Origin of the sequence: Microbulbifer salipaludis, from assembly GCF_017303155.1 — a bacterium.
Classification (GTDB): Bacteria; Pseudomonadota; Gammaproteobacteria; order Pseudomonadales; family Cellvibrionaceae; genus Microbulbifer; species Microbulbifer salipaludis.
In genome coordinates, this window is record NZ_JAEKJR010000002.1 from 873135 (window position 1) to 895744 (window position 22610).

The following is a 22610-nucleotide window of genomic DNA, read 5'->3' on the forward strand; positions in this document are numbered from 1 at the left end:
GGGTTATCTGAAGTATGTGTGGCATCGTTGGAATCGTCGGCAAAAGTGACGTCAATCTGCAGTTGTATGATGCGCTTACCCTGTTACAGCACCGGGGCCAGGACGCCGCGGGTATCGTCACCTGTGATGGTGACCGCCTGAATCAGCAAAAGGCCAATGGCCTGGTGCGCGACGTGTTTCGCGCGCGCCATATGCAGCGTCTTACGGGTAATTTCGGTATCGGCCATGTGCGCTACCCCACCGCCGGCAGCTCCGGCCCGGCACTGGCCCAGCCCTTCTATGTAAACTCCCCGTACGGCATTGCCATGGCCCACAATGGCAACCTCACCAATGTCGATGACGTGAAGGAAGCCATCTTCCAGCAGGACCTGCGCCACATCAACACCGACTCCGATTCCGAAGTTCTGTTGAATGTGTTTGCCCACGAGCTGCACAAGCAGCACAAGCTGCAGCCCAAGGCCGAAGACATTTTCACCGCGATGCGCGCTGTACATAAACGTGTGCGCGGCGGTTACGCCTGTGTGGCCATGATCGTCGGTTACGGCGTGGTTGCCTTCCGCGACCCCAACGGCATCCGCCCGCTGGTGTACGGCAAGCGTGAGACCGACAAGGGCACGGAATATATGGTGGCCTCCGAGTCCGTTGCGCTGGACGTTCTGGGTTACACCCTGGTCCGTGACGTGGCGCCGGGGGAATGCATTTATATTGAGCTGGATGGTACCGTGCACTCCGAGCAGTGCGCGGAAGACCCGCAACTGCGCCCGTGTATTTTCGAGCATGTGTATTTTGCCCGTCCGGATTCCATCATGGACGGTGTATCGGTGCACAAGGCGCGTCTGCGCCAGGGCGAGCACCTCGCGGAAAAAATTCTGCGCGAGCGCCCGGATCACGATATCGATGTGGTCATTCCGATCCCCGATTCCTCCCGTTCTGCGGGCCAGATGGTGGCGCACCGTCTGGGGGTGAAGTTCCGTGAAGGTATGGTGAAGAACCGCTATATCGGCCGTACCTTCATCATGCCGGGACAGAAGCAGCGCAAGAAGTCGGTGCGTCAGAAGCTGAACCCGATTGAGCTGGAGTTCCGCGGCAAGAATGTGTTGCTGGTGGATGACTCGATTGTGCGCGGTACTACGTGCAAGCAGATTATCCAGATGGCCCGTGAGGCTGGTGCCAACAAGGTGTATTTCGCTTCTGCTGCGCCGGCGGTGAAGTACCCGAATGTGTACGGTATTGATATGCCTTCGGCCACTGAGCTGGTGGCTCATAACCGCACTACCGAAGAGGTGTGTGAGGAGATCGGTGCAGACTGGCTGATCTATCAGGATCTCGATGAACTGATCGTTTCCTCCGCCGACGGTAACAGCGCGATCAAGGAGTTTGATTGTGCGGTATTTGATGGCAAGTACATCACCGGTGATGTGACCCAAGAGTACCTGGAGAGCCTGCACGCGGCGCGCAATGACAATGCGAAAGGCAAGGGCAACGATAGCTCTCTGTAACTTTCTTTCCTGACTTCTGCCCCTATAAGTGGCCCGCCTGATGGTGGGCCATTTTTTTTAGTCCAATGCTTAAGCGTCGATACCGATTGTTGTTTGCGAGACCGTCTGCGGCCAGGACGGCCGCAGCCGAGCCCCCACGGATGGGTTTACGGCGTGTCTCGCAAACAACAATCGGTAGCGGTGCCGCCACCGAGCTATTTACGAAGCTTCATGATTCGTGCCTAGGAGCTTTCGGTCTGTCAAAACCGCCTTCTTAGGTTAAGATTACCGGCTCAACTATTTCTAACCCGGGACGGTTACTCCATGTTTGAAGACGACGGCTACGCACTGGAAACACTGGCGGTAAGGGCAGGCCAGAGCCGGTCGGCGGAAGGCGAGCACGCCGAGCCTATCTACACCACGTCCAGTTACGTTTTTCCCTCAGCGGCCGAGGCCGCAGCGCGCTTTTCTGGGGAATCCCCCGGCAATGTCTACTCCCGTTACACCAATCCCACCGTGCGTATGTTCGAAGAGCGCATCGCCGCGATGGAGGGGGGCGAGGCGGCCGTCGCTACGTCCAGCGGTATGGCCGCGATTCTCAGCCTGTGCATGACGATGCTGCAAAGCGGCGACAAGGTCGTCTGCTCGCGCAGTGTGTTTGGTACCACCACCGCGCTGTTTACCCGCTACATGATCAAGTTCGGGGTGAAGGTTGCGTTCGTCGAGCTGACGGACGTCCAGGCCTGGAAAGACGCGATGGACGGCGATACCAAACTGCTGTTTATGGAAACACCGTCCAACCCCCTGTGCGAAGTGGCGGACATCCGCGCGATGGCCGATCTTGCCCACAGCGCGGGTGCGCAGCTGGTGGTCGACAACTGTTTCTGCACGCCGGCCCTGCAACGCCCACTGGAACTCGGTGCGGATATCGTGGTGCACTCGGCCACCAAATTCCTCGATGGCCAGGGGCGCTGTGTCGGCGGTGTGTTGGTGGGCAAAAAGGAAGTGATGGATGAAGCGGTCATCTTCCTGCGCACCTGTGGCCCGAGCATGAGCCCGTTTAATGCCTGGGTATTCCTCAAAGGGCTGGAAACGCTCAACCTGCGTATGCGCGCGCACTGTACCAGCGCCCTGGATATTGCCTGGTGGCTCAAGGAGCAGCCACAGGTGGAGAAGGTCAATTATGTGGGGCTGCCCAGCCACCCCAACCACCAGCTTGCCGCCGCGCAGCAAAGTGGTTTTGGTGCAGTGTTCAGTTTCACCGTGGCCGGTGGGCGCGAGGCCGCCTGGAAGGTGATCGACGCGTGCCATATCTTTTCGGTGACCGCCAACCTGGGTGACGCAAAAAGCACCATTGTGCACCCGGCGACCACTACTCACGGCCGCCTGAGTGAAGAAGACAAGCAAAAGGCGGGGATTACCGAGAACCTGATCCGGATTTCGGTCGGGTTGGAACACGTGGAGGACCTGAAAGCAGATCTGGCGCGAGGCTTGTCTGCGCTCCCATAAAACCGTCACAATGGCGCGGAATGTGACATGATGTATGGCCCAGCCTGAGGCGGGGCCTATCATTGATAGCTAGTGAAGAAAAAACGAGCAGTAATGGATTCGCCGTGCAAAAAATCATTTCCGCGATTGTCGCCGATATCGGCAAAGTCCTGTTGGGTAAAGAGCATCAGGTAAAACTGGCGCTGGCGTGTCTGTTGGCGCGCGGCCATCTGTTGATCGAAGACCTGCCGGGTATGGGCAAAACCACCCTGGCTCACGCCCTGGCACAGGTGCTTGGCCTCAGTTACAAGCGTGTCCAGTTCACCAGCGATATGCTGCCCGCGGACATCCTCGGCGTGAGTATCTTCGAGCGCGAGTCGGGCCAGTTCCGTTTCCATGAAGGGCCGGTCTTCAGCCAGCTGCTGCTCGCCGATGAAATCAATCGCAGCTCCCCCAAAACCCAGAGCGCGCTGCTGGAGGCGATGGAGGAGCGCCAGGTCAGTATTGATGGCGAAACCCGTCCACTGCCTGAGCCATTCTTTGTGATCGCCACCCAGAACCCGCTGCAGCAATCCGGCACTTTCGTGCTGCCGGAATCCCAGCTCGACCGCTTCCTCATGCGCATTAGCCTCGGTTACCCCACCCGCGAAGCCGAGCGGGCGCTGTTTCAGGGCGTCGATCCCCGCGCGCAGCTGGCGCAGCTCAAGCCCCGTATCAGCGGTGAAGGGCTGCGCAAACTGCAGTCACTGGTAGGGCAGGTCAAGGCTTCCGAGTCGCTGCTCGACTATTTGGAGCGCCTGGTGCTGCATACCCGCCAGAGCCCCGAGTGTGGTGTCGGCCTGTCGCCGCGCGGCGCGCTGGCCCTGCTGCACGCCGCCCGCGCCTGGGCGCTGATCCACAACCGCGGCCACGTGCTGCCGGAAGACCTGCAGGCGGTACTGCCGTCGGTTGCCGGCCACCGGTTGCAGAGTGATGGAACCGATGGCACTCAGCTGGTGGAGCGCATGATGCACCAGGTGGACATCATTGCCGCCTGAGACTGACGTGTCGGTACAACCCCTCAACAGCAACCCGGCATCTGGCCAGACGCGGCAGCAGGCGGGTACGGCCGGCGCAAAGCCTTTGCTGCGCGCGCGCTGGCTGCGGTGGCTCAATCGGCGCGTGCCGCCGGCGCAATCCCTCACTCTCGATCACCGCACGCTGTTCATCCTGCCCAGTGGCGCAGGCATGGGGCTGCTGCTGGTGATTTTTCTGTTGTGGCTGCTGGGCACCAATTACGAGAACAATCTGGTGCTGGCGCTTGCCTTTCTGCTGGTGGGCTTGCTGGTGATCCTGCCGGTGCACACCATTGCCAACCTGTCCGGTCTGAAGCTGCAACTGCGGGATACACAACCCGCCTATGCCGGCGACTACGGCCAGGCCAGGATCGCCCTGCGTAAAACCGGCAAGCGACATCACGAGCGCGTGCAGCTCGCATGGCCACCGGAGGAGGGCGTTGAGGTTGATGTTGTGGATGGCGATGCTCATGAAATTCGCCTCGACCTCCCACTATTGCAACGCGGACGCGTCAAGGCGCCGCGTATACACGTGCAGAGCCGCTTTCCGCTGGGGCTGTTTCGCTGCTGGACCTGGGTGGACCTGGATGCGGAGTTTCTGGTGTACCCGCAGCCCAAGTCTGCGGGTCCGCTGCCTTTTGGCGCGAGTGTCGGGGAAGGGGATCAGCACAGGACGCTGACCGCCGGTGGTGATGATTTTGCCGGCCTGAAAAGCTACCAGCCTGGCGACTCGCTGCGCCATGTGGCGTGGAAGCAATACGCCGGCGGCCGGGATCTCTACAGCAAAGAGTACGCCTCGGGTAGCGATACCCGGCTGTGGCTCGACTGGGACCTGCTGGGTGGGCGCGATGTGGAGACCCGGCTCAGTAACCTCTGCGCCTGGGTGCTCGACGCCGAGCGGGCGCAGGTTCCCTATGGCCTCCGGCTGCCGGGGCACACCATTGATCCGGGGCTGGGTACGGTGCACAAGCACAAGGTACTGAGTACGCTGGCACTGTTTCCAGTGCAGGGAGTGAGCCAGTGAGCGCTTCGACCAGCCAGCTTCAGGCGCTGTTGCCGCGGGAGAGCCTGCTGTGGATCTTTGCCGCCCAGCTGGCGGTATTGCTGCCACATACGATCCACCTGCCCATCTGGCTACTGGGTGCCTGGGCGGTGGCGGTGTACTGGCGTCTCGAGGTATTTCGCGGTCGCCGGGAGATGCCCGGGCGGCTGGTCAAACTGGTGGCTGTTGCGCTCGTGGTCGCCGGGTTGGTGCTTACTTACCGGCGCTGGTTTGCGCTGGAGCCCATGGTGGCGCTACTGGCGGTTTCTTTCACGCTGAAAAACATTGAGCTGGTGAGCCGGCGGGATGCGCTGCTCAGCCTTATGCTGGCCTATTTTCTCGCCGCTACCCTGTTCGTATTTGAGCAGACCATCCCCTATGCCCTGTATGGCATTGTCTGTGTGGTGATTATTACGGCGGCACTGGTGGCCCAGTTGGGACGGCGCAGCGCGCGCCCGGGCCGGGCGCTTGGCTTGTCGGTAAAGCTGCTGGCGCAGGCGATACCGGTGATGCTGGTGCTGTTTGTGGTGATGCCGCGTCTGGGGCCCCTGTGGGCCGTACCGCAAAATACCCAGGCCGCGTCCACCGGAATCAGCGACTCGATGAGCCCGGGGGATTTCAGTGAGCTGTCCAAGTCAGACAAGCCGGCCCTGCGGATTTCCTTCAACGGGGCGGTGCCACCGCCAGAGCAGCGGTATTGGCGGGGTTTGGTATACACGCACTTTGACGGCCGCCGCTGGAGCGAGCCCGGGGCGGCGGATGGCTATCCCCGCTGGGGCCGCGGCCGCAGCAACCAGCGTCCCTTTGGCGATGATGGTCATGGGGACAGCGCCGAACGCGCGCTGCCGGCGGTCGGCCCGCGCTACCGCTATCAGGTGATTCAGGAGGCCAGCCACAATCCCTGGCTGTTTGCGCTGGCCCGTCCTCACTCGGAGACCCGTGGGGTGCGCGAAACCGGTGACGACACCCTGGTGTACCGAACGCCGGTGGGCAGCCGCTTGGCGTACGAAGTCCGCTCATGGCCGCGCGATACCGTGACCGACGGTGTGCGCCTGAGTGCCTCGGAGCAGCGCCGTCACCTGCAGTTGCCCGCGTCGGGAAACCCGCGGGCGCGCGCCTGGGCGCGGGCCCGGTTTGAAGAGGGCCTGGATGGCGCGGCGATCTCGCAGGCGCTGCTGTCACTGTACAACCGAAGCTTCACCTACACCCTGAAGCCGCCGCCGCTGGGCCGGGACACCGTGGATGAATTCCTGTTTTCCACCCGCCAGGGCTTCTGTGAGCATTTTGCCAGCAGCTACGTCTTTACCATGCGCGCTGCCGGGGTGCCCGCGCGGGTAGTGGCCGGCTATCAGGGCGGGGAATGGGTGGAACAGCAGGAGTACCTGCTGGTGCGCCAGTACGATGCCCATGCCTGGGCGGAAATCTGGTTGCCGGAGCGCGGCTGGGTGCGGGTAGACCCCACTGCGTCGGTGGCACCGGAACGTATCCGCGATGGCCTGCAGAGTGCTGCAGCGGAAGAATTTATGCAGGACGCCTTTCTGCCATTGCACAAAATCGCGTTTGTTTCACGCCTGCGGCTGCAGTGGGACATGGTCAATTATCGCTGGTACCAGACCGTGGTCAGCTTTGACAGCCAGCGCCAGGAAGGCCTCCTGCGGCGCCTGATGGGCGAGATCTCGCCGCTGCGCATGGCAATGTTTATCGGTATCCCTGTGCTGGGTGCTCTGCTGCTGTTGCTGGTTTGGCTGAAATTGTCCAGCCGGGGGCCGGCGCTGCCCGCAACGAGCCGGCTGTATCTGCGTTTCTGCCAGCGTATGGCGCGGGCCGGATTGCCGCGTATCCCCGGCGAAACACCGGGGGATTATGCCCACCGTATTGCGCGGGAGTTGCCCCGGCTGGGACCGATGGCGGCGCGGATTACCGCGGCGTACGAGCGAGCGGCGTATGCCGACGATGGGCTGGCCGAGAAACAACTGCGGCGACTGGTGCGCGGCTTCTGGCCGATGCGATTGTCCGCCCAGCCGCGCAAGCCCGTCTGACGGGCCCAAACCACCATATTCTGTGGGACAATGTCGCCCTTTTCTGGATGGGCTGGGTGCCCGTCCCGCCGGCAGCATCGGCGAGAGCGGCGACCGCGCTTCTCCGCCGGTGGCCGTGCAACAGGTTTTCCGGATTCAATAAATGGCACTTCCCGCACAGGTGGCACGCCTGCGAACATTTTTGCTTGGTTACAGCGGCACCTCGCTGGCCACTGGCCTGCAGGTGATCCTGTTGCCATGGATTGCCGTGGCGTTAATGGAGTTGCCTGCGTTGCAGCTGGGCTGGGTTCAGGCGTCGGTGCTGCTGCCGAACCTGGTTTTTCTTCTGTTTGGCGGTGCGCTGGCGGACCGGTTTGATTCCGCCCGGGTGGCGGCCGTGTCCTGCCTGGGCCTCGGTCTATGTCACGCTGCGCTCGCGTATTATCTGTTGTACCAGCTGCCCAGCCTCGGGCTATTGATTCTGTACGGTGTCAGCCTCGGTATTTGTACCGCCTTCCTGCAGCCCGCTCGGGACAACCTGGTGCAGCGCTGCGCCCGTTCCCCCGAGGACAGCAATACCCGGCTCAGCGAAGCCCGGGTACAGCACACCGTGACCTGGATGATGCTGGCCCAATACGGGGGCCAGGCCATCGGCATGCTACTGGCGAGCCGTTTTGACAGCTGGGGCGCAGAGTTGCTGTTGCTGATTCAGGTGGGGGTGCTGTTGATCGCCGCACTTTTTTTCTTCTCCATGCGCCACTTGCGTCTGGCAAAGCCCACAGCGCGCCTGACACTTCCCTCTGCGCTGCTGGAGGGGTTTGCCGAAGTGCGCAACAGCCGCGCCATCCTCGAACTGGTATTGCTGGTGGGATTCAATGGCCTGGTGCATATCGGGGTATTTCTGGTGGTGCTGCCGCTGATGGCGGAAAGCTACGGCCGCGGCGCCAGCTACTATGCCACCCTGCAGATTGCGTTTGTGCTGGGCACCGTGACCGCGACGGTGGCCATGCTGCGGCGAGGGCAGGGGGATACGCCGGGGCGTGGCGTGCTGATGTGTCTGCTTTACAGCGCGGCGCTGTTGATTGCCATCAGCTTTGGCCCTACGCCGTTCGGGCTGATGTTCCTGTGTGCCTGCTGGGGCGCGGTGGCTGCGGCTTCCGCGGGGCTCGGCCGGTCGATCATCCAGCTGCTTGCCCCTGAGCAGGTGCGCAGCCGGGTAATCTCCATTTACCAGCTCTCACTGTTTGGTTCCGCGGCAATCGGTGCGTTGTTGGCGGGGACCATCAGTGAATTTTCCGCACCGCTCACCACCCTGTTGTGGGCCGGTATTTTCAGCCTGGTGGCCTTTGTCTTTGCCTGGCTGAGTGGCGCCCTGCGCAAACTGCACATTCCCAATACCGAAACCAGCGAATCTCCCGAGCCGTGAATGTCACGCCCCCTGAGGTTACCAGCGGTTACTGATCCAGAGCGTCTGGTAGGGATCCAGGGTAACCGTTGACAGCATGTCGTCGAAGGTCGCCTCGCTGATCAGATCTTTCCACTGATCCGTACCAATCAGGTTAATCGCATTCAGGTGGATGGTCTGAGGCGTGTCGGAGATGTTGTTCAGACAGAAAATGCTCTGTCGGCGATCCAGACTCTGGCGCCAGAAGGCGAAGACCTGGTCACCGAGGTGCAGGGTAAACTGCGTTGCGTTGGGGTGGAACGCGGGCTGCTCGCGACGCAGTTGGATCAGTTTGCGCAAATGCTGGAACACGTGATGGTGGTGGCGGTCGGGGTCGGCCAACACATCATCCAGTTCCTGCTCGTGCCACTGGCGGCGGTTGATGGCGCGGTTGTGACCGTGTTCTTTCATCCGCTCGTAGTCATTAGTGGTGCCCATCAGACTGTGCAGATAAAACGCGGGCAGGCCTTCCAGAGCCAGCATGATGGCGTGGGCGCAGATGAAGCGTCTTAGTTGCCAATCATCTTCGCCCGCGATGGTTCCCTTGAGGGCATCAAACAGGGAAATATTGATTTCGTAGGGTTTGTTGCTGCCGTCATCCAGCGCGCGCCAGGAAATCTGGCCGCCGAAATTCTCCATGGTCTGGATCAGTGCTTCCAGTTCACTGTCATCCAGCAAACCCTCTACCGGCCGCAGGCCGATCCCGTCGTGCGAGGCGATGAAGTTGAAATAGGTGGTGCCGTTCTGTGCCGGCGGCATACCCATCAGCCAGTTCTTCAGGTAGCGGCAATTACCGGTAACCAGGGTATTTACCAGCAGCGGCGGCAGGGAAAAGTTGTAAATACAGTGGGCTTCATTGGCATTGCCGAAGTACGACAGGTTTTCCTGATTGGGGATATTGGTTTCGGTAATGATCACCGCATTGGGATTGGCGTGCTCGATCAGCGTGCGCAGCAGACGCACGATCTCATGGGTCTCCTCCAGATTCAGGCAATTGGTACCGAGCTTTTTCCAGATAAAGGCCACGGCATCCAGGCGAAAAACACGCACACCCATATCCAGATACAGGCGAATAATATCGACGATCTTCGCGAGCACCTTCGGGTTTGCAAAGTTCAGGTCTACCTGATCGTGGCCGAAGGTACACCAGACGTGCTTGGTTCCCTCGGGGGTGGTGGTGGGGCGCAGGAGTGGTGTTACCCGCGGGCGGACCACCGCGCTGAGATCTTCCTTCGGATCTGCTTCCACGAAAAAGCCAACGCCGGGCTCGCGCCCCTCCTGATAGTTCACAAACCACTCGTGCCGTGACGAGCAGTGGTTGATCACCAGATCCGCCATCAGGTGAAAGTCGGTACTGATGCGCAGGATATCGTTCCAGTCGCCCAGTGGCGGATCCACCTGTTTGTAGGCAGAAACGGCGAAACCATCGTCACTGGTGTAGGGGAAGAACGGCAGTATGTGCACCGTATTGATCAGCATTGGGAAGTGCGCCTGCAGAAAATGGTGCAGGGTTTTCAGGGGCGGCTGATGGTCACTGATGATGCTGTTGCCGTAGGTAATTACCGCAATGTCGGTCTGGTCCCACAGGTTTTTATGGGCCAGGGGACTTTGGCAATCTTCGTCGAGCCGCATGGTATGCACCAGTTCCTGGGCGATCGGTTCGATCTCCAGGTCCGGGTAGATAAACGTCAGGTGGTCCACCACCTTCTGGTGCAGTACCTCCTTGATCGGCAATGGCGCGTTTGAATGGCTCACGGTCTCCCCCGGTTTCCCTGCAGTGATTGAGTCTGGTTAGTTGGCACCCGATAACAGGTTGGGCAGTTACCCGTTGTACTCCTCATAATCCGCCTCGACCGCCTGTTTCAGCCGCTCGAGAAAACCGGGCTCGGCGCTGGTGATCCGGTTCCAGCTGGGAATAAACGGGGTTTCCATGGGGTTGTCGAGAAATGCTTGTCCCGCCTTAACCAGGTTGCTGGCGAAGAGCTCCACGGTCTGCTCCTCTTTATGAATATCAAAATTCAGGCCATTTATGATGGCATCGTTGCGGTAGGTTTCGACAAAGTCGAGCGCGATGCGGAAGTAGGTAGCCTTGATACTGCGGAAGGTCTCCGAAGAAAACACGGTGCCCTGGGTGGCGAGCTTGCGGAAAAACGACTTGGCAATATCGATGGACATCTTCGACAGGCCACAGTCCTCATCGTCAAAGGAAACATCCTGGTGTTTGTGGTCGTAGGCGTGGGCGATATCCACCTGGCACAGTCGGTTGGTGGAGTAATTGCGGTACATTTCCGACAGTACGCCGATCTCCAGGCCCCAGTCACTGGGAATGCGCAGGTCGTTGACCACGTCGCGGCGGAAGGAAAACTCACCGGCGAGGGAATAACGGAAGCTATCCATGTATTCCAGGTACTTGGTGTGTCCGTAGATTTTTTTCAGGGTACGGATCAGTGGCGTGACCAGCAGCCGGCAGACGCGGCCATTGATTTTCCCGTTAGCCACGCGGGAGTAATAGCCTTTACAGAATTCGTAGCTGAACTGGGGGTTGGCGACCGGGTAGAACAGGCGCGCCAGCAACATGCGATCGTAAGTGACGATGTCACAGTCGTGCAGGGCGATGGCTTCGCCGCGGCCGGAGGCAAGAATATAGCCGAGGCAATACCACACATTGCGCCCCTTTCCCGCGTCCATGGGTGCCAGGCCATCCCGTTGCAGTTGCGCGTCCAGTTCGCGCAGGCGCGGGCCATCGTTCCACAGTACCCGCACATGCTGCGGCAGAATGCTGAACTGTTTGAGGGCATCGCGGTACTGGGATTCATCCGCTCGATCGAGGCCGATCACGATCTCCGACAGATAGGGCACTTCCGCAAGAATCTTGAGGATGCGGGGCAGGGCTTCGCCTTCCAGTTCTGAATACAGGGAGGGCAGCAGCAGGGACATGGGGCGTTGTCTGGAAAAACGCATCAGATCCGCTTCCATATCTTCCAGGCTGCGGTTGGAAAGGTTGTGCAGGGTCGTGATGTCGCCATTCTGAAAAAAGTCGGTCACGGATTGCTTCCTTTTGTACGTCTGGTTAGTTGCGCATCTGCGCGGGGTAGGGCGAGTCGGCTGCGAAGATGTCTCCAATGGCGTCCGCCCACCCCTGAGGTCCGGTCTCGCGCGTGACGAGCAGAGATGGGTGATAGGGCAGGTCCGGTGGCGGATGCGCCGGAGAGCGGACGATGATGGCGATATCGGCAACATTCAACATGTCGAGATCGTTTGGTCCATCGCCGCTGGCAATCAGCCGGCATTCGCGCCGGGTGTAGTTCTGGTAGGTTTTCTTCAGCAGGTTGGTGGCGCGCCCCTTGTCGGTCTGGCCGAGCACGTGCAGGAAGCGGCCGCCCTGCAGGGTGGAAAACCCTGCAGCATTGGCGCGGGCAGCAAACGCCAGCTTCTGCTGCTCGTCCCCTTGCCATAACAGCGGCTCGGAATAATCGCGCTGGTTGGCTCTTTCCGCTTCGTGCGTGGCCAGGCCGGTGGCGGCAACAATTTCCTCTGTGCTGGCGCTATCGAAGTTGAGGTAGGGTGCACCGTTTTTTTCCGCGTCCTTGGCCAGGAACGCGAGAATATCCTGGCGCCGTGCACCGGGCTCAAGAATCCAAAATTCGGCGTCTTCCCGTGCCAGTTCGGGCTTGTTGGGGAAATATCCCCGGGGAATGAAAATGGCCGAGCCGTTTTCCACAATAAATGGATGCTGGTTGTTGAGGGCCTGCCGCAGGACGAGCATCTCGTCGCGGGTTTTACTGCTGTTGAGGATAACGGGGATGGCGTTCACTTCCAGGGCGGCCAGGGTTGCGTCAGCGGGTTGATGAGAATAGCTGAAGTGGTCCAGCAGGGTGCCGTCGAGATCACTGGCAATAAGCCACTGAATGTCTGTTTCGGGGTGTGCCTCGCTGTGTAATTGTGTCATTCGATTCCGGGTTGATGTGTGCAAGTTATCGCTCAGTGGGCTGTACGTCAGGGCCCGCGCTTTACTATGACAATCCAAAAATAGTGCCAGACGGAAAAAAGTGAGCTATGGCGGTGCTTGTAGCCGGCTGACTGGCAAGAAATTCATCCCGTCACGTCAATGGGTGCGGTAATCCGCCTCAAAACGCCTCAAAATGGTTCGCTGCCTGCCCGTTGCAATTTTAGCTGCACAAGTTTAGTGCGGCGAGGGTGGTGCGGTCTCTGTGGGCCCTTGTATCCGGGGCGGAAGCGGCAGAGGAGGAGGGAGAGAAAGAGAAAGAGAAAGAGAAAGAGGGGGAGGCTCCGCTGCACCACAGGGTACAGCGGAGTATTTTCAATCAGGGTGCGATGCAGTGCATGCAGCGCACGTACAGCGCGCGTGGATCCTGGAAAGTTTTCAGTTCAGCCAGGGGCTGCAGGGCCGGCTGCAGGCTGCTGAACCAGGCCCCCAGCGGAAGGTTCTGCTCAACGCTGGCGGCGATTCTCGCATCGACGTTTTCCGCCAGTGCCCGCATGAGCTTTTCACCGGGGCTCAGCTCCCGCTGGATTTCCACCACCTCGTATTTTTCCAGTTCTGCCAGCTGCGCGGCATCCGCGATGGCATCCTTGAGGTTGCCAAGCTCATCCACCAGGCCCAGTTTGTGGGCGGTGCGCCCGGTCCATACCTGGCCCTGGGCAATTTTATGGATTTCCTGCGGGGTGCTGTTGCGGGCTCCCGCCACCAGCTGCAGGAACTGGGCGTAAGTGTGCTCAACACCCTGCTGCAGGATATCGGCGGCAGCCTCGGGCAGCGCGCGGTCCAGGCGCATGGTGCCGGCGAGTTCCGTGGTGCCGACGCCATCGTTGAAGATACCCAGATGCTCAAGGGAGTCTTCGAAGGTGGGGAAGGCGCCAAATACACCGATCGAGCCGGTGATGGTGGAAGGGGAGGCCCAGATGCGGTCGCCGCCTGCGGCGATCCAGTAACCGCCGGAGGCCGCCACACTACCCATGGAAATGACCACCGGGATGCCCGCTTCGCGGGTGGCCAGCAGTTCCTGGCGGATGGCTTCGGAAGCAAAGGCTGAGCCGCCGGGGCTGTCGATGCGCAGTACCAGTGCCTTGACCTCTTTCTCCCGCGCCTCCGCAATCAGTTTGCCCAGGGTAGCGCTGCCGATTTGTCCGGCGGGAGCCTCGCCATCCATGATGGCGCCGGCGGCACTGATCAAGCCAATTTTGTCGGCCTGGTGGCGCGGGTCGGGCAGGTCGGTCAGCTTGGCCTGGCGCAAGTAGTCCATTGCATTGATTGCTTTGTACTGGGACTTGTCGGCGTCACTGACGCCGACCAGCTCCTGTACTTCTGCCACTGCGGCGCGGCGGGTGAGCAGTTTGTCGACAAATTTATTGGCCAGTGCCGCATCCGCCCAACTGCCGCCCTGGGCGCGCAGGTTTTCCGGCAGGTCGGCAATGTAGCTGTCGATCGCATTGGGGGGCAGGTTGCGCAGGCCGGTCACCTGTTCGGTGTATTCGGTCCACAGCTGGTGCAGCCAGCGGGCATTGTTTTCCCGCGAGGCCGGGGACATGTCATCGCGGGTGTAGGGCTCGATAAAGTCTTTGTAATCACCGACGCGGAATACGTGGAAGTTGATTTTCAGCTTGTCGAGTGCGCTTTTGTAGTAATTGCGATAGCTGCCAAACCCGGTGACCAACAGAGAGCCCATCGGGTTCATGTACACCTTGTCGGCGTGACTGGCGAGAAAGTATTGTCCCTGGGTGAAGTTGTCGCCAATGGCATACACCGGTTTCTCGGTGGCCTTGAAGCGCTGTACGGCTTCACCCACTTCTTCAAGCTTGCTCAGGCTGGCGCCCGCCAGATAGTCGAGTTCGAGCACCAGCGCGCCAATACGATTGTCATTGGCCGCGCGGTCGATGGCTTCTACCAGGTCCTTGACGCGGGTTTCCTGTGGCCTGGACGGACCGCCAAGAAAACCGGGCACACCGCTGGGCTGGCTGACTTCATCCACCAGGAATCCGGCGGGGGCAACCCTGAGGGCGCCACCCTGTGGCACGGTGATGCGCTCTTCACCACCGAAGATGGCGATGCCGATAAACAGCAGGATCAACAGGAACAGCAGGTTGGTAACGACCCGGCGTAGCCAGGTGATGGCGCCGCCAATGCTGCTAAAAAAGCGGCGGATGGGGCCGCGTTGTTGGGTTGCTTCGGTCAAACCTGAAACTCCTTGTGACGGTCTGTTGGTGTTATTAGCGTTTGGCGTTGTGTAGTTGAACCTGCCAGCGGCTGGTCATCATGGCGGAAACAAACAGGATAAGGCTCAAGGCCGTCAGAGCGCCATGCTGCCAACCGCGTGTAGGCATCATTACGTCGACGATACCGGCGGTGATGTACAGCAACAGGATAAAACACAGCCACAAATAGCTGCGTTGATGTTGTTTCAGCATGCCGGGTAAAACCAGCAGCAGGGGGATGGTCTGCAGTAGCCACCACTTGATGGAACCGTCGAGAAACAGGTTCCACACCGCAAACAGCACCAGCAGCCCGGCGTAACACACCCAGTTGAGCTTGCGGGCAACGGCCAGTTTGCCGGCAACGGCGGCGGTGTCGATGGTCTTCGGGTTTTTAGCCATGGTGGTCTCCGAGCTGGCGAGCGAGAAGAGCAATGCGTTTGCCCTGTGCCCGGCACAGGCTGGTTTCATCGTCGCTCAGTCCACCGGCAGGACTGCCGGACCAGTGGGACGCGCCATAGGGCGTGCCACCGGTGGTGGTGTGCATCAGCGCCCCTTCGGAATAGGGAATACCGGCGATCAGCATGCCGTGGTGCAGCAGGGGCAGCATCATGGAGATCAGGGTACTTTCCTGGCCACCGTGCAGGCTGCCGGTGGAGGTGAAGACAGCCGCCGGTTTGCCGGTCAGGCTGCCATCGAGCCACATATCACTGGTCTGGTCGAGAAAGTGGCGCAGTGGTGCGGCCATATTGCCAAAGCGGGTGGGGCTGCCCATCAGCAGGCCGGCGCAATGGCGCAGGTCGTCCGCTGTGCAATAGGGTGCACCACGATCGGGAACCGGTGGCAGGCTGGCTTCGGTATCCGGGGAAACCGGTGGCACGGTGCGCAGGCGGGCATGTCCGCCAGCCTGTTCGACGCCGCGCGCCAGTTCCGCTGCCATGGCAGCGGTGGTGCCGCCGCGGCTGTAATACAGGATCAATATGTAGGGCTCGGCGGCCATTAAATCAGCTCCAGAACATTTTCCGGTGGGCGGCCGAGCACGGCCTTGTCGTTTTTGACGACAATGGGGCGCTCGATCAGCTTGGGGTGCGAAACCATGGCCTGCACCAGTGCATCCTCGCTGAGGCTGGTGTCCTTCAGGTTTAGTGCCTTGTAGTCGTCTTCGCCTTTGCGCAGCAATTCGCGGGCATCGATGCCGAGCTTGGCCAGCAGGTTTTTCAGGGTGTCTGCATCCGGCGGCGTCTCCAGGTAGAGTACGACGTCAGGATCAATATTGTGCTCTTGCAGCAATTGCAGGGTCTGGCGTGATTTTGAACAGCGCGGGTTATGATAGATCGTCCACATCGAAGGGGTATCCTGTTAAGGTTTGGCGTATTCTAACAGGTGACTGTTGGCCGTCCATGAGCCTGTCTGAATCCTGGGCTACGCTGGGGTATGGCGTACTTTTTAGACAGATTGCACGGCGTTTGCGCACGGATTCAGAATAGAGTCCGGCACACGTGGCTATATAACAAACTGAGAAGACCCATGACTGAAATGGTGCACCGCTGGCGTCGCTTTTTTGCCTCTCTCTGGTCCGTATTCAACGAAAAGAACTGTCGTCAGCACGCGGCCGCCCTCACCTACATGACCCTGTTCGCGATAGTGCCGCTGGTAACCGTGAGTTACGCGATGCTTTCCCTGTTTCCGGACTTTTCCGGGCTGGAAAGCAAAATCCAGCAGCAGATCTTTTCCCACTTCGTGCCGGAGAGTGGTCGTGAGGTGCAGGAATACATCAATAATTTTTCATCTCAGGCCCAGCGCCTGACCGGTGTCGGTATTGCCATACTGCTGCTCACCGCAGGCATCATGCTGAAAAATATTGAAACGACGTTCAACGCCATCTGGGATATCCCCAAGGGACGCACCGGTGTTTCGAGTTTCCTGTTGTACTGGGCCATTCTCAGCCTGGGGCCGATCCTGCTGGGCGCCGGTATGGCGACGACCACGTATCTGTTTTCACAGAAAGTCCTTGCCCAGAATGACAGTCTGGGCCTGTTGCCGGTGTTTTTGCGGATACTGCCATTCATATTTACGGCGGTGGCCTTTACCCTGCTGTTTGTTGCGGTGCCCAACTGCCGTGTACCGCTGCGACACGGGTTTGCCGGGGGCGTGATTACCGCCATTGCGTTTGAAGCGGCCAAGCATCTGTTTGGCGCGATTGTCGCGCGCAGTTCGGTGCAGGCCATCTACGGCGCTTTTGCCTTTGTACCGCTGTTTCTGATCTGGCTTTATACCCTGTGGATGATTGTGTTGGCCGGTTGTGTGCTGGTGCGAACCCTGTCCGCCTACCATGCGGCTGCACAGGGGCGAAAGTATTCGGATCTGGTGGCAACGCTGGTGTTGATGGCCAAATTCTTCAGCAATTACCAGAAGGGGATATCGGTCAGCGACCAGGATATTTCCCGCGCGGGTATCCGCCCTGCGCAGTGGCGGCGTATCCGTGAAATCCTGCAGTCGCAAAAGGTCATTGCGCAAACCGATCGCACCGAACATGTCCTGGTGCGGGACCTGGATTCGATTACCCTGGAGCAGCTGCGCGACTGGCTGCACCCGGGGCCGGTGCCAGAGAGTGGCCACCGGGAACTCAATGCCCGCCCCTGGTTCCGGGAAGTGAATGCCCGTTTCCAGGAGTCGAAAGAGTTCTCCCATGAGCATCTCTCAAAATCCCTCGGCGATCTGTTCCGGGAGTCTATGGCAAAGGAAATGCTGGAAAAGTCGGTGGAGCCCGTGGACGAGGTCGCGGAATCACCGGAGCAGGAAACCGATAACAACGATAACAAGTCTTCCAGTAAAGGACGTAGCCGAAATGCCCGGACCAAGTCATCGAGCCGTACCGCGAATTCCTGAGCGGCCCCAACTGTACCTGCTGTTGTCGCTCATTTTGCTGTTCGCCAGTGGCTGTGAACAGCGCGCTGGCGGCCTGCAATCCCTGGAGGGGGGCACCCTGCCCACAGAGGGCAGAATACTGCTGGTGAATTACTGGGCCGAGTGGTGCGCGCCCTGTCGCGAGGAAATCCCCGAGCTGAATCGCTTTTACCAAGAGCACAAAGCGGATGTGCTGGTGCTGGGCATCAATTTCGATCGTTTGCCGGTGGAACAGGTGCGCCGGCAAGCCGAGCGCTTTGGGATTGAATTTCCCCTGCTGGCCGGGGCGCCAGCGGATCACTGGGGGCAGCCCGTGCCTCAGGTGTTGCCATCGACGCTGATTATCGATGCCAACGGCCAGTGGCAGGGCACCTTGGTGGGACCACAGACGGCAGAGACACTTGCCGAGGCAATTCAGGCCACTCGCAGAGCTGCACAATAGCTCGCAGTAGCCGCAGTGCTGTTTCTATATCTATAACCAAAGTGTCTTTAAAGGAAACACGCGCCAGCTGTTAGCATGCGTGCATTTTTTTACGGCAAAGTTTGCAATCGGGGACTCGTAACGCATGCAATTGAGTGCACTACTTCTACTGGCCATTTACCTGCTCCTGATCTGGCCACTGGCTCGCTGGCATCGCAGCCGCAACTCCCTGGCACCGGCGGTATTTGCCGGCCTGCTGCTGGGTTTACTGTTCGGTGGTGTGATGCACATTGCCGAGGGCTGGGGGGTAAATACGGACTGGGTGCTGGACTGGGTGGGACTCATTGGCGATGGCTACGTCAATTTACTGTACCTGCTGGTGATGCCGCTGGTGCTGGTCTCCATTCTCGGTGCGGTGGTCAAAGTCAGTGACACCCGGTCACTGGGCAAGATCAGCGGCTCGGTGCTGGCGGTCCTGCTGGGGACGACGGCCATTGCCGCTTTCATCGGGGTGATGATTGCCTGGTTGTTCGGTCTTTCTGCCGAGGGGCTCGTCGAAGGCGCGCGGGAAGCGGCGCGGGTAGAAGTCTTGAATGAGCGTATCGGGCGGGTCAGCGACCTGAGCATTCCGCAAATACTCACTTCATTTATCCCGCGCAATATTTTTGCGGACCTTGCCGGTCAGCGCGATACCTCGGTGATCGCGGTGGTGATATTTGCGGTGCTGCTCGGGCTGGCGGCGCTGGCTGTGCGCCGTGAAAATCCGGAGCAGGGCGCGGCCATCGAGCACTTTGTGTCTGTTGCCCAGACCTGGGTGATGAAACTGGTGCGCCTGATCATGGCCTTCACCCCCTATGGCGTTATGGCGCTGGTCACCGCGCTGATTGCCAAATCCAGTTGGGCGGATATTTTCAATTTATTCAATTTTGTCATTGCCTCGTTTGTCGCCATCGCCCTGATGTTTGTGGTGCACGGGATACTGTTGCTGGTGAACGGCATCAGCCCGATACACTATTTCGCCAAGGTCTGGCCGGTACTGGTGTTCGCCTTCAGCTCCCGCTCCAGCGCGGCCACGATTCCGCTGAATGTGGAAACCCAGATCGATGAGCTGAAAAATTCGCCGGCCATTGCCAACTTTTCCGCCTCCTTCGGGGCCACGATTGGCCAGAACGGATGTGCCGGAATCTATCCTGCGATGCTGACGGTGATGGTGGCGGTGCCGCTGGGTATCAATATTTTTGATCCGGTATGGCTGGCGTCTCTGATTGCGGTGATTGTGATCAGCTCCTTTGGTATTGCCGGTGTCGGCGGCGGGGCCACTTTTGCTGCCCTGGTGGTGCTGCCGACCATGGGGCTGCCGGTCCAGATCGCCGCGCTGCTGATCTCCGTCGAGCCATTGATTGATATGGCGCGTACCGCACTGAATGTGAACGGCGCCATGACCGCCGGCACCCTGACTCAACACTGGGTTGGGCCGGAACCCCAGGAACCCGAACCCCAGGAAGCAGCAGCCAGCTGAGCATTTTTTTTTAAATTCTTGTCAACCGATTCGGTTTTCGCACGTTTTTATCAATGAGCCGGCGAGTTGTATTCGCCCATCATTGACTACAACAGGGAATCCATCGATGAAATTGATCAAAAACCAGGCTGTTGTTCTGGCCATTGCACTGCTCTCCTTTTCCGCAATGGCGGACGATGGCGAGCAGCGCGCTCAGTTCCTGGACAACAAGGGTGACCGGATTGAAAACCGCATGGATCGCCGCGGCGACCGTATCGACAAGCGTCTGGACAACAAGGGGGATCGCATCGACAGCCGCCTGGACCGGGCATCGGAGCGGGCGGAAGCGCGCGGCAACGACAAGCGCGCGACCCACCTCGACAACAAGGGAGACCGTATCGAGCGCCGTCTGGACCGCAAGGGCGATAAAATTGACCGCCGCCTGGATCGCAAGGGCGATCGTGTTGATCAACGCCTCGACCGCCGCGGTGACCGGCTGCGCAAGTAACCCCAAGCCCAATGCGGCTCCTGAACCGGGGAGCCGCGGGTTTTCCCCCTCAATAAAAAGAACCCTGCGCAACGGGCTGCTACACACTGCATGGAACAGTTTCTCGCTTCGGTAGAAAAACGCGCCTTTTCCATGGCCGCGATGGCGGTGGGGAACCGTGACGACGCTCTGGATATCGTGCAGGATGCGATGTTCGCGTTGGTGCGTCGCTACCGGCACAAGCAGCGGGATCAATGGCGCCCGCTATTTTTTACCATTCTCAACAATCGCATCACCGACTGGCATCGTCGTCACAAGACCGTTTCCCGGTGGCAGTTGCTGAGGGAAAAGTTTGCGGGTGACGACGAGGACGACGGTTTTGACCCGGGTGTGCTGGAAGATACGGCTGGGCCGCAGCCGGAGCACCTGGTGTTTTCCCAGCATGCACTGGAGCAGATCGAGTCGGCCGTCAGTGGATTGCCACCGCGGCAGCAGCAGGCTTTTATGCTGCGCTGTGTCGAAGGATTTGATGTTGCAGAGACTGCCAGTGCCATGTCCTGCAGTGCTGGTAGTGTAAAAACCCACCTTTCCCGGGCGCTTGCCGCCCTGCGTACGCAATTGGAGGAAGTGCGATGACACCCCCGAAGAATCCGTCGCCCGGTCGCGATGCGGCGAAACCCAGCGACGACGGCACGAGACGCCCTGGCGAGCGCGACCTGGTGGCCGGCGCACGTGCCGCGATGGATCGTCGCGACGCGTCTCTGGATGGGGAAACCCTGTCTCACTTGCGGCGTGCGCGCGCTGCCGCACTGGATGCGAACGACACCAGCGTCGGCCCAACGGTAGCGCCATGGTTGCCGGTGGGGTTGGCCAGCGCCGCAGTGGTTGCCATTGCGATTGCCGTTGTTTGGCCGGGGACCTTCACGCAACCAGCGAAGCCCATCGACATGTTGGCCGACGCCTGGATTCTCGACGAGGAAGCGGAGCTGGAAATGATCCAGGACGTGGAGTTTTACCAGTGGTTGGCGGAGGAGGCGCCGGATGGCTATTCATCCTGATCTCCCGGGAGGATGTGACTCCAGACTGCGCGGGACAGCACTGGCTCTGATGCTGTTGGTACTGCCTTCCGCCATTGCCGAAGAGCCACTGGATGAGGAGTTCTTGATGTTTCTTTCCGACTGGAGCGATGACACCGGCGAGTTTATCGCCCCCAGTGACGTGGAAGATACCTGGACGGAAGATGTGCTCCCGCAACCGGCGGTGGAGACCGAAACGGATGCGCAAAGTGAAGAGGGTGAGCAAGATGATTAGTGCCACAGCAAAACGCAGGTTGAAACGCGCTCTTCAGCCCTGGCTGGCGCGGGGGATTGCCCCGGTGTTGCTGTTGTTGTGCTCGCTTGCCAGTGTGGCGCGGGCCGATACGCCAAACTGGCAGGATCTGAGTGACAGTGAACGCCAGCTGCTGCAGCGCTTCGAACAGCGCTGGGAGCAGTTTACGCCAGAGCAGCGCACTCGCCTGCGCGAAGGGGCAGAGCGCTGGACGGCGATGACCCCCGAGGAGCGCAAACGCGCCCGTCAGGAGTTCGGCAAATGGCAGCGTCTCAGTCCCGAGCAGCGCGAGGCACTGCGCGAAGCGTACACCCGCTTCAAGGCGCTACCGCCGGAGCAGCGCAAGAAGATCCGTGAGGCGCGTGAGCGGTTCCGGCAGCTTCCCCCGGAGCGCCAGCGTCGCCTGCGAGAGCGCTGGCGCAAGATGAGCCCAGATCAGCGCCAGCGCTTCCGCGAGCGCTGGCGCAAGCGTCGCGGCATGTCTGACTGACACGGGCAGGTGATTCCTACTGGGGCCTGGCAAGTTCAGGATAGATTCAGCCAGTTGGGCGTAAAGTGCTCTCATCGGTTCAATTGGGCGGTCAACAGACGCCGAGTTTCGGGTCTCAGGGAGCAAACAATATGGTTAAGATGCAGAAGTTTTTCCAGCAGCTGGCCTTCGCCGGCCTCACGGCCAGCCTGGTGGGGTTCAGCGCGCAGGGTGTGGCCGGTCCGAGCGGCTACTACGAGGGGCAGGACGGCTATGACTACGCCATTGTCACTGGCGTTACCCCCATTTATAACGATATCCAGATAGTGGAACCGCGCACCCAGTGCTGGGACCAGCCCGTTACCTACCAGCGACCCTCTCCGGCAGGTGCCATTATCGGCGGCCTGATTGGCGCGGCGGTGGGGCGCGATGCGGCCCGGGGCTACCGTCATGGCTATGGTCGCCACCGCCACTACCATCGCGGTAACAAGGGTGCGGGCACCCTCGCCGGGGCCGCAGTTGGCGCGGCCATCGGTAGCGCCATCAGCCAGCAAACGGCGCCGGTGCAGTACGGCACCCAGCAGCAGTGCCGGGTGGTTGAGGAAGTCAGTACCCGTCGGGAATTGGTAGGATATGACGTAAACTACCGCTATAACGGTCAGGAATATCTGATTCGCACCGACCGCCATCCCGGGGATAAAATCCGGGTGCGCGTGGACGTCACGCCGGTTCTTTGACACCGCCGGCGATTCAACGATAACAGG

Annotated in this window: 21 protein-coding genes and 1 pseudogene; 15 read left to right on the forward strand and 7 right to left on the reverse strand. The window is 60.1% G+C overall.

What is annotated here, in order from left to right; genetic code table 11:
- Positions 1-14: 14 nt before the first annotated feature.
- From purF to JF535_RS09335, 6 genes are all read left to right on the forward strand, one after another.
- Positions 15-1499 carry an amidophosphoribosyltransferase gene (gene purF / locus JF535_RS09310; protein WP_207001453.1) on the forward strand — a complete coding sequence of 495 codons (1485 nt, stop codon included), beginning with the start codon at positions 15-17 and terminating at the stop codon, positions 1497-1499.
- A gap of 303 nt (positions 1500-1802) precedes the next feature.
- Complete coding sequence (locus tag JF535_RS09315) at positions 1803-2987, forward strand: O-succinylhomoserine sulfhydrylase (protein ID WP_207001455.1); 1185 nt, start codon at positions 1803-1805, stop codon at positions 2985-2987.
- Between the two features lie 104 nt (positions 2988-3091).
- Positions 3092-4003: an AAA family ATPase gene (locus JF535_RS09320; protein WP_207001457.1), complete on the forward strand. Its 912-nt coding sequence runs from the start codon at positions 3092-3094 to the stop codon at positions 4001-4003.
- A 7-nt stretch (positions 4004-4010) separates the two neighbouring features.
- Positions 4011-5045 (forward strand): DUF58 domain-containing protein, encoded by a 1035-nt coding sequence (locus JF535_RS09325; RefSeq protein WP_207001459.1) that lies wholly within the window; start codon positions 4011-4013, stop codon positions 5043-5045.
- Complete coding sequence (locus JF535_RS09330) at positions 5042-7102, forward strand: transglutaminaseTgpA domain-containing protein (RefSeq protein WP_207001461.1); 2061 nt, start codon at positions 5042-5044, stop codon at positions 7100-7102. Before JF535_RS09325 ends, JF535_RS09330 begins: the two co-directional genes overlap by 4 nt.
- Positions 7103-7244: 142 nt before the next feature.
- Complete coding sequence (locus JF535_RS09335; protein WP_207001463.1) at positions 7245-8507, forward strand: MFS transporter; 1263 nt, start codon at positions 7245-7247, stop codon at positions 8505-8507.
- A gap of 18 nt (positions 8508-8525) precedes the next feature.
- Here the strand turns inward: JF535_RS09335 and JF535_RS09340 are convergent, their stop codons facing one another.
- The 7 genes from JF535_RS09340 to arsC all read right to left on the reverse strand — a co-directional run bounded on the left by JF535_RS09340 (position 8526) and on the right by arsC (position 16079).
- On the reverse strand, positions 8526-10280 hold the full coding sequence (locus tag JF535_RS09340) for an alpha-amylase family glycosyl hydrolase (protein WP_340674155.1): 1755 nt from the start codon (positions 10278-10280) through the stop codon (positions 8526-8528).
- Between the two features lie 66 nt (positions 10281-10346).
- The gene (locus tag JF535_RS09345) at positions 10347-11570 is read right to left on the reverse strand and encodes a glycosyltransferase family protein (RefSeq protein WP_207001465.1); all 1224 of its coding nucleotides are present in this window, start codon (positions 11568-11570) and stop codon (positions 10347-10349) included.
- Positions 11571-11595: 25 nt separating this feature from the next.
- Complete coding sequence (locus tag JF535_RS09350; RefSeq protein WP_207001467.1) at positions 11596-12474, reverse strand: HAD-IIB family hydrolase; 879 nt, start codon at positions 12472-12474, stop codon at positions 11596-11598.
- 376 nt (positions 12475-12850) lie between these two features.
- Positions 12851-14719 (reverse strand): signal peptide peptidase SppA, encoded by a 1869-nt coding sequence (sppA, locus tag JF535_RS09355; protein WP_207001469.1) that lies wholly within the window; start codon positions 14717-14719, stop codon positions 12851-12853.
- Between the two features lie 34 nt (positions 14720-14753).
- The gene (locus JF535_RS09360; protein ID WP_207001471.1) at positions 14754-15137 is read right to left on the reverse strand and encodes a DUF2069 domain-containing protein; all 384 of its coding nucleotides are present in this window, start codon (positions 15135-15137) and stop codon (positions 14754-14756) included.
- A complete protein-coding gene (gene wrbA / locus JF535_RS09365) occupies positions 15130-15735 on the reverse strand; it encodes an NAD(P)H:quinone oxidoreductase (protein WP_207001473.1) in 606 nt (201 codons plus the stop codon). The genes JF535_RS09360 and wrbA overlap by 8 nt, the downstream gene beginning before the upstream one ends.
- Entirely contained in the window at positions 15735-16079 is a 345-nt protein-coding gene (gene arsC, locus JF535_RS09370; RefSeq protein ID WP_207001475.1) for an arsenate reductase (glutaredoxin), read from the reverse strand. Before arsC ends, wrbA begins: the two co-directional genes overlap by 1 nt.
- A 183-nt stretch (positions 16080-16262) precedes the next feature.
- Between arsC and JF535_RS09375 the strand changes: the two genes are divergently transcribed.
- From JF535_RS09375 to JF535_RS09415, 9 genes and pseudogenes are all read left to right on the forward strand, one after another.
- On the forward strand, positions 16263-17624 hold the full coding sequence (locus JF535_RS09375; RefSeq protein WP_207001477.1) for a YihY family inner membrane protein: 1362 nt from the start codon (positions 16263-16265) through the stop codon (positions 17622-17624).
- Between the two features lie 22 nt (positions 17625-17646).
- A complete protein-coding gene (locus JF535_RS09380; RefSeq protein WP_207001479.1) occupies positions 17647-18084 on the forward strand; it encodes a TlpA family protein disulfide reductase in 438 nt (145 codons plus the stop codon).
- 124 nt (positions 18085-18208) lie between these two features.
- Positions 18209-19582, forward strand: a complete 1374-nt coding sequence (locus JF535_RS09385; protein WP_207001481.1) for an L-cystine transporter — start codon at positions 18209-18211, stop codon at positions 19580-19582.
- Positions 19583-19688: 106 nt separating this feature from the next.
- Positions 19689-20069, forward strand: a complete 381-nt coding sequence (locus JF535_RS09390; protein ID WP_207001483.1) for a hypothetical protein — start codon at positions 19689-19691, stop codon at positions 20067-20069.
- Between the two features lie 78 nt (positions 20070-20147).
- A pseudogene (locus tag JF535_RS09395) lies at positions 20148-20684 on the forward strand (RNA polymerase sigma factor); the annotation flags it as partial.
- Positions 20681-21106: a hypothetical protein gene (locus JF535_RS09400; protein ID WP_207001487.1), complete on the forward strand. Its 426-nt coding sequence runs from the start codon at positions 20681-20683 to the stop codon at positions 21104-21106. The pseudogene JF535_RS09395 and the gene JF535_RS09400, both read left to right, overlap by 4 nt.
- Positions 21090-21359 carry a hypothetical protein gene (locus JF535_RS09405; protein WP_207001488.1) on the forward strand — a complete coding sequence of 90 codons (270 nt, stop codon included), beginning with the start codon at positions 21090-21092 and terminating at the stop codon, positions 21357-21359. Before JF535_RS09400 ends, JF535_RS09405 begins: the two co-directional genes overlap by 17 nt.
- 19 nt (positions 21360-21378) lie before the next feature.
- The gene (locus JF535_RS09410) at positions 21379-21867 is read left to right on the forward strand and encodes a DUF3106 domain-containing protein (protein ID WP_207001491.1); all 489 of its coding nucleotides are present in this window, start codon (positions 21379-21381) and stop codon (positions 21865-21867) included.
- Between the two features lie 131 nt (positions 21868-21998).
- Positions 21999-22583 (forward strand): glycine zipper 2TM domain-containing protein, encoded by a 585-nt coding sequence (locus JF535_RS09415; protein WP_066965536.1) that lies wholly within the window; start codon positions 21999-22001, stop codon positions 22581-22583.
- The last annotated feature ends 27 nt before the right edge of the window (positions 22584-22610 follow it).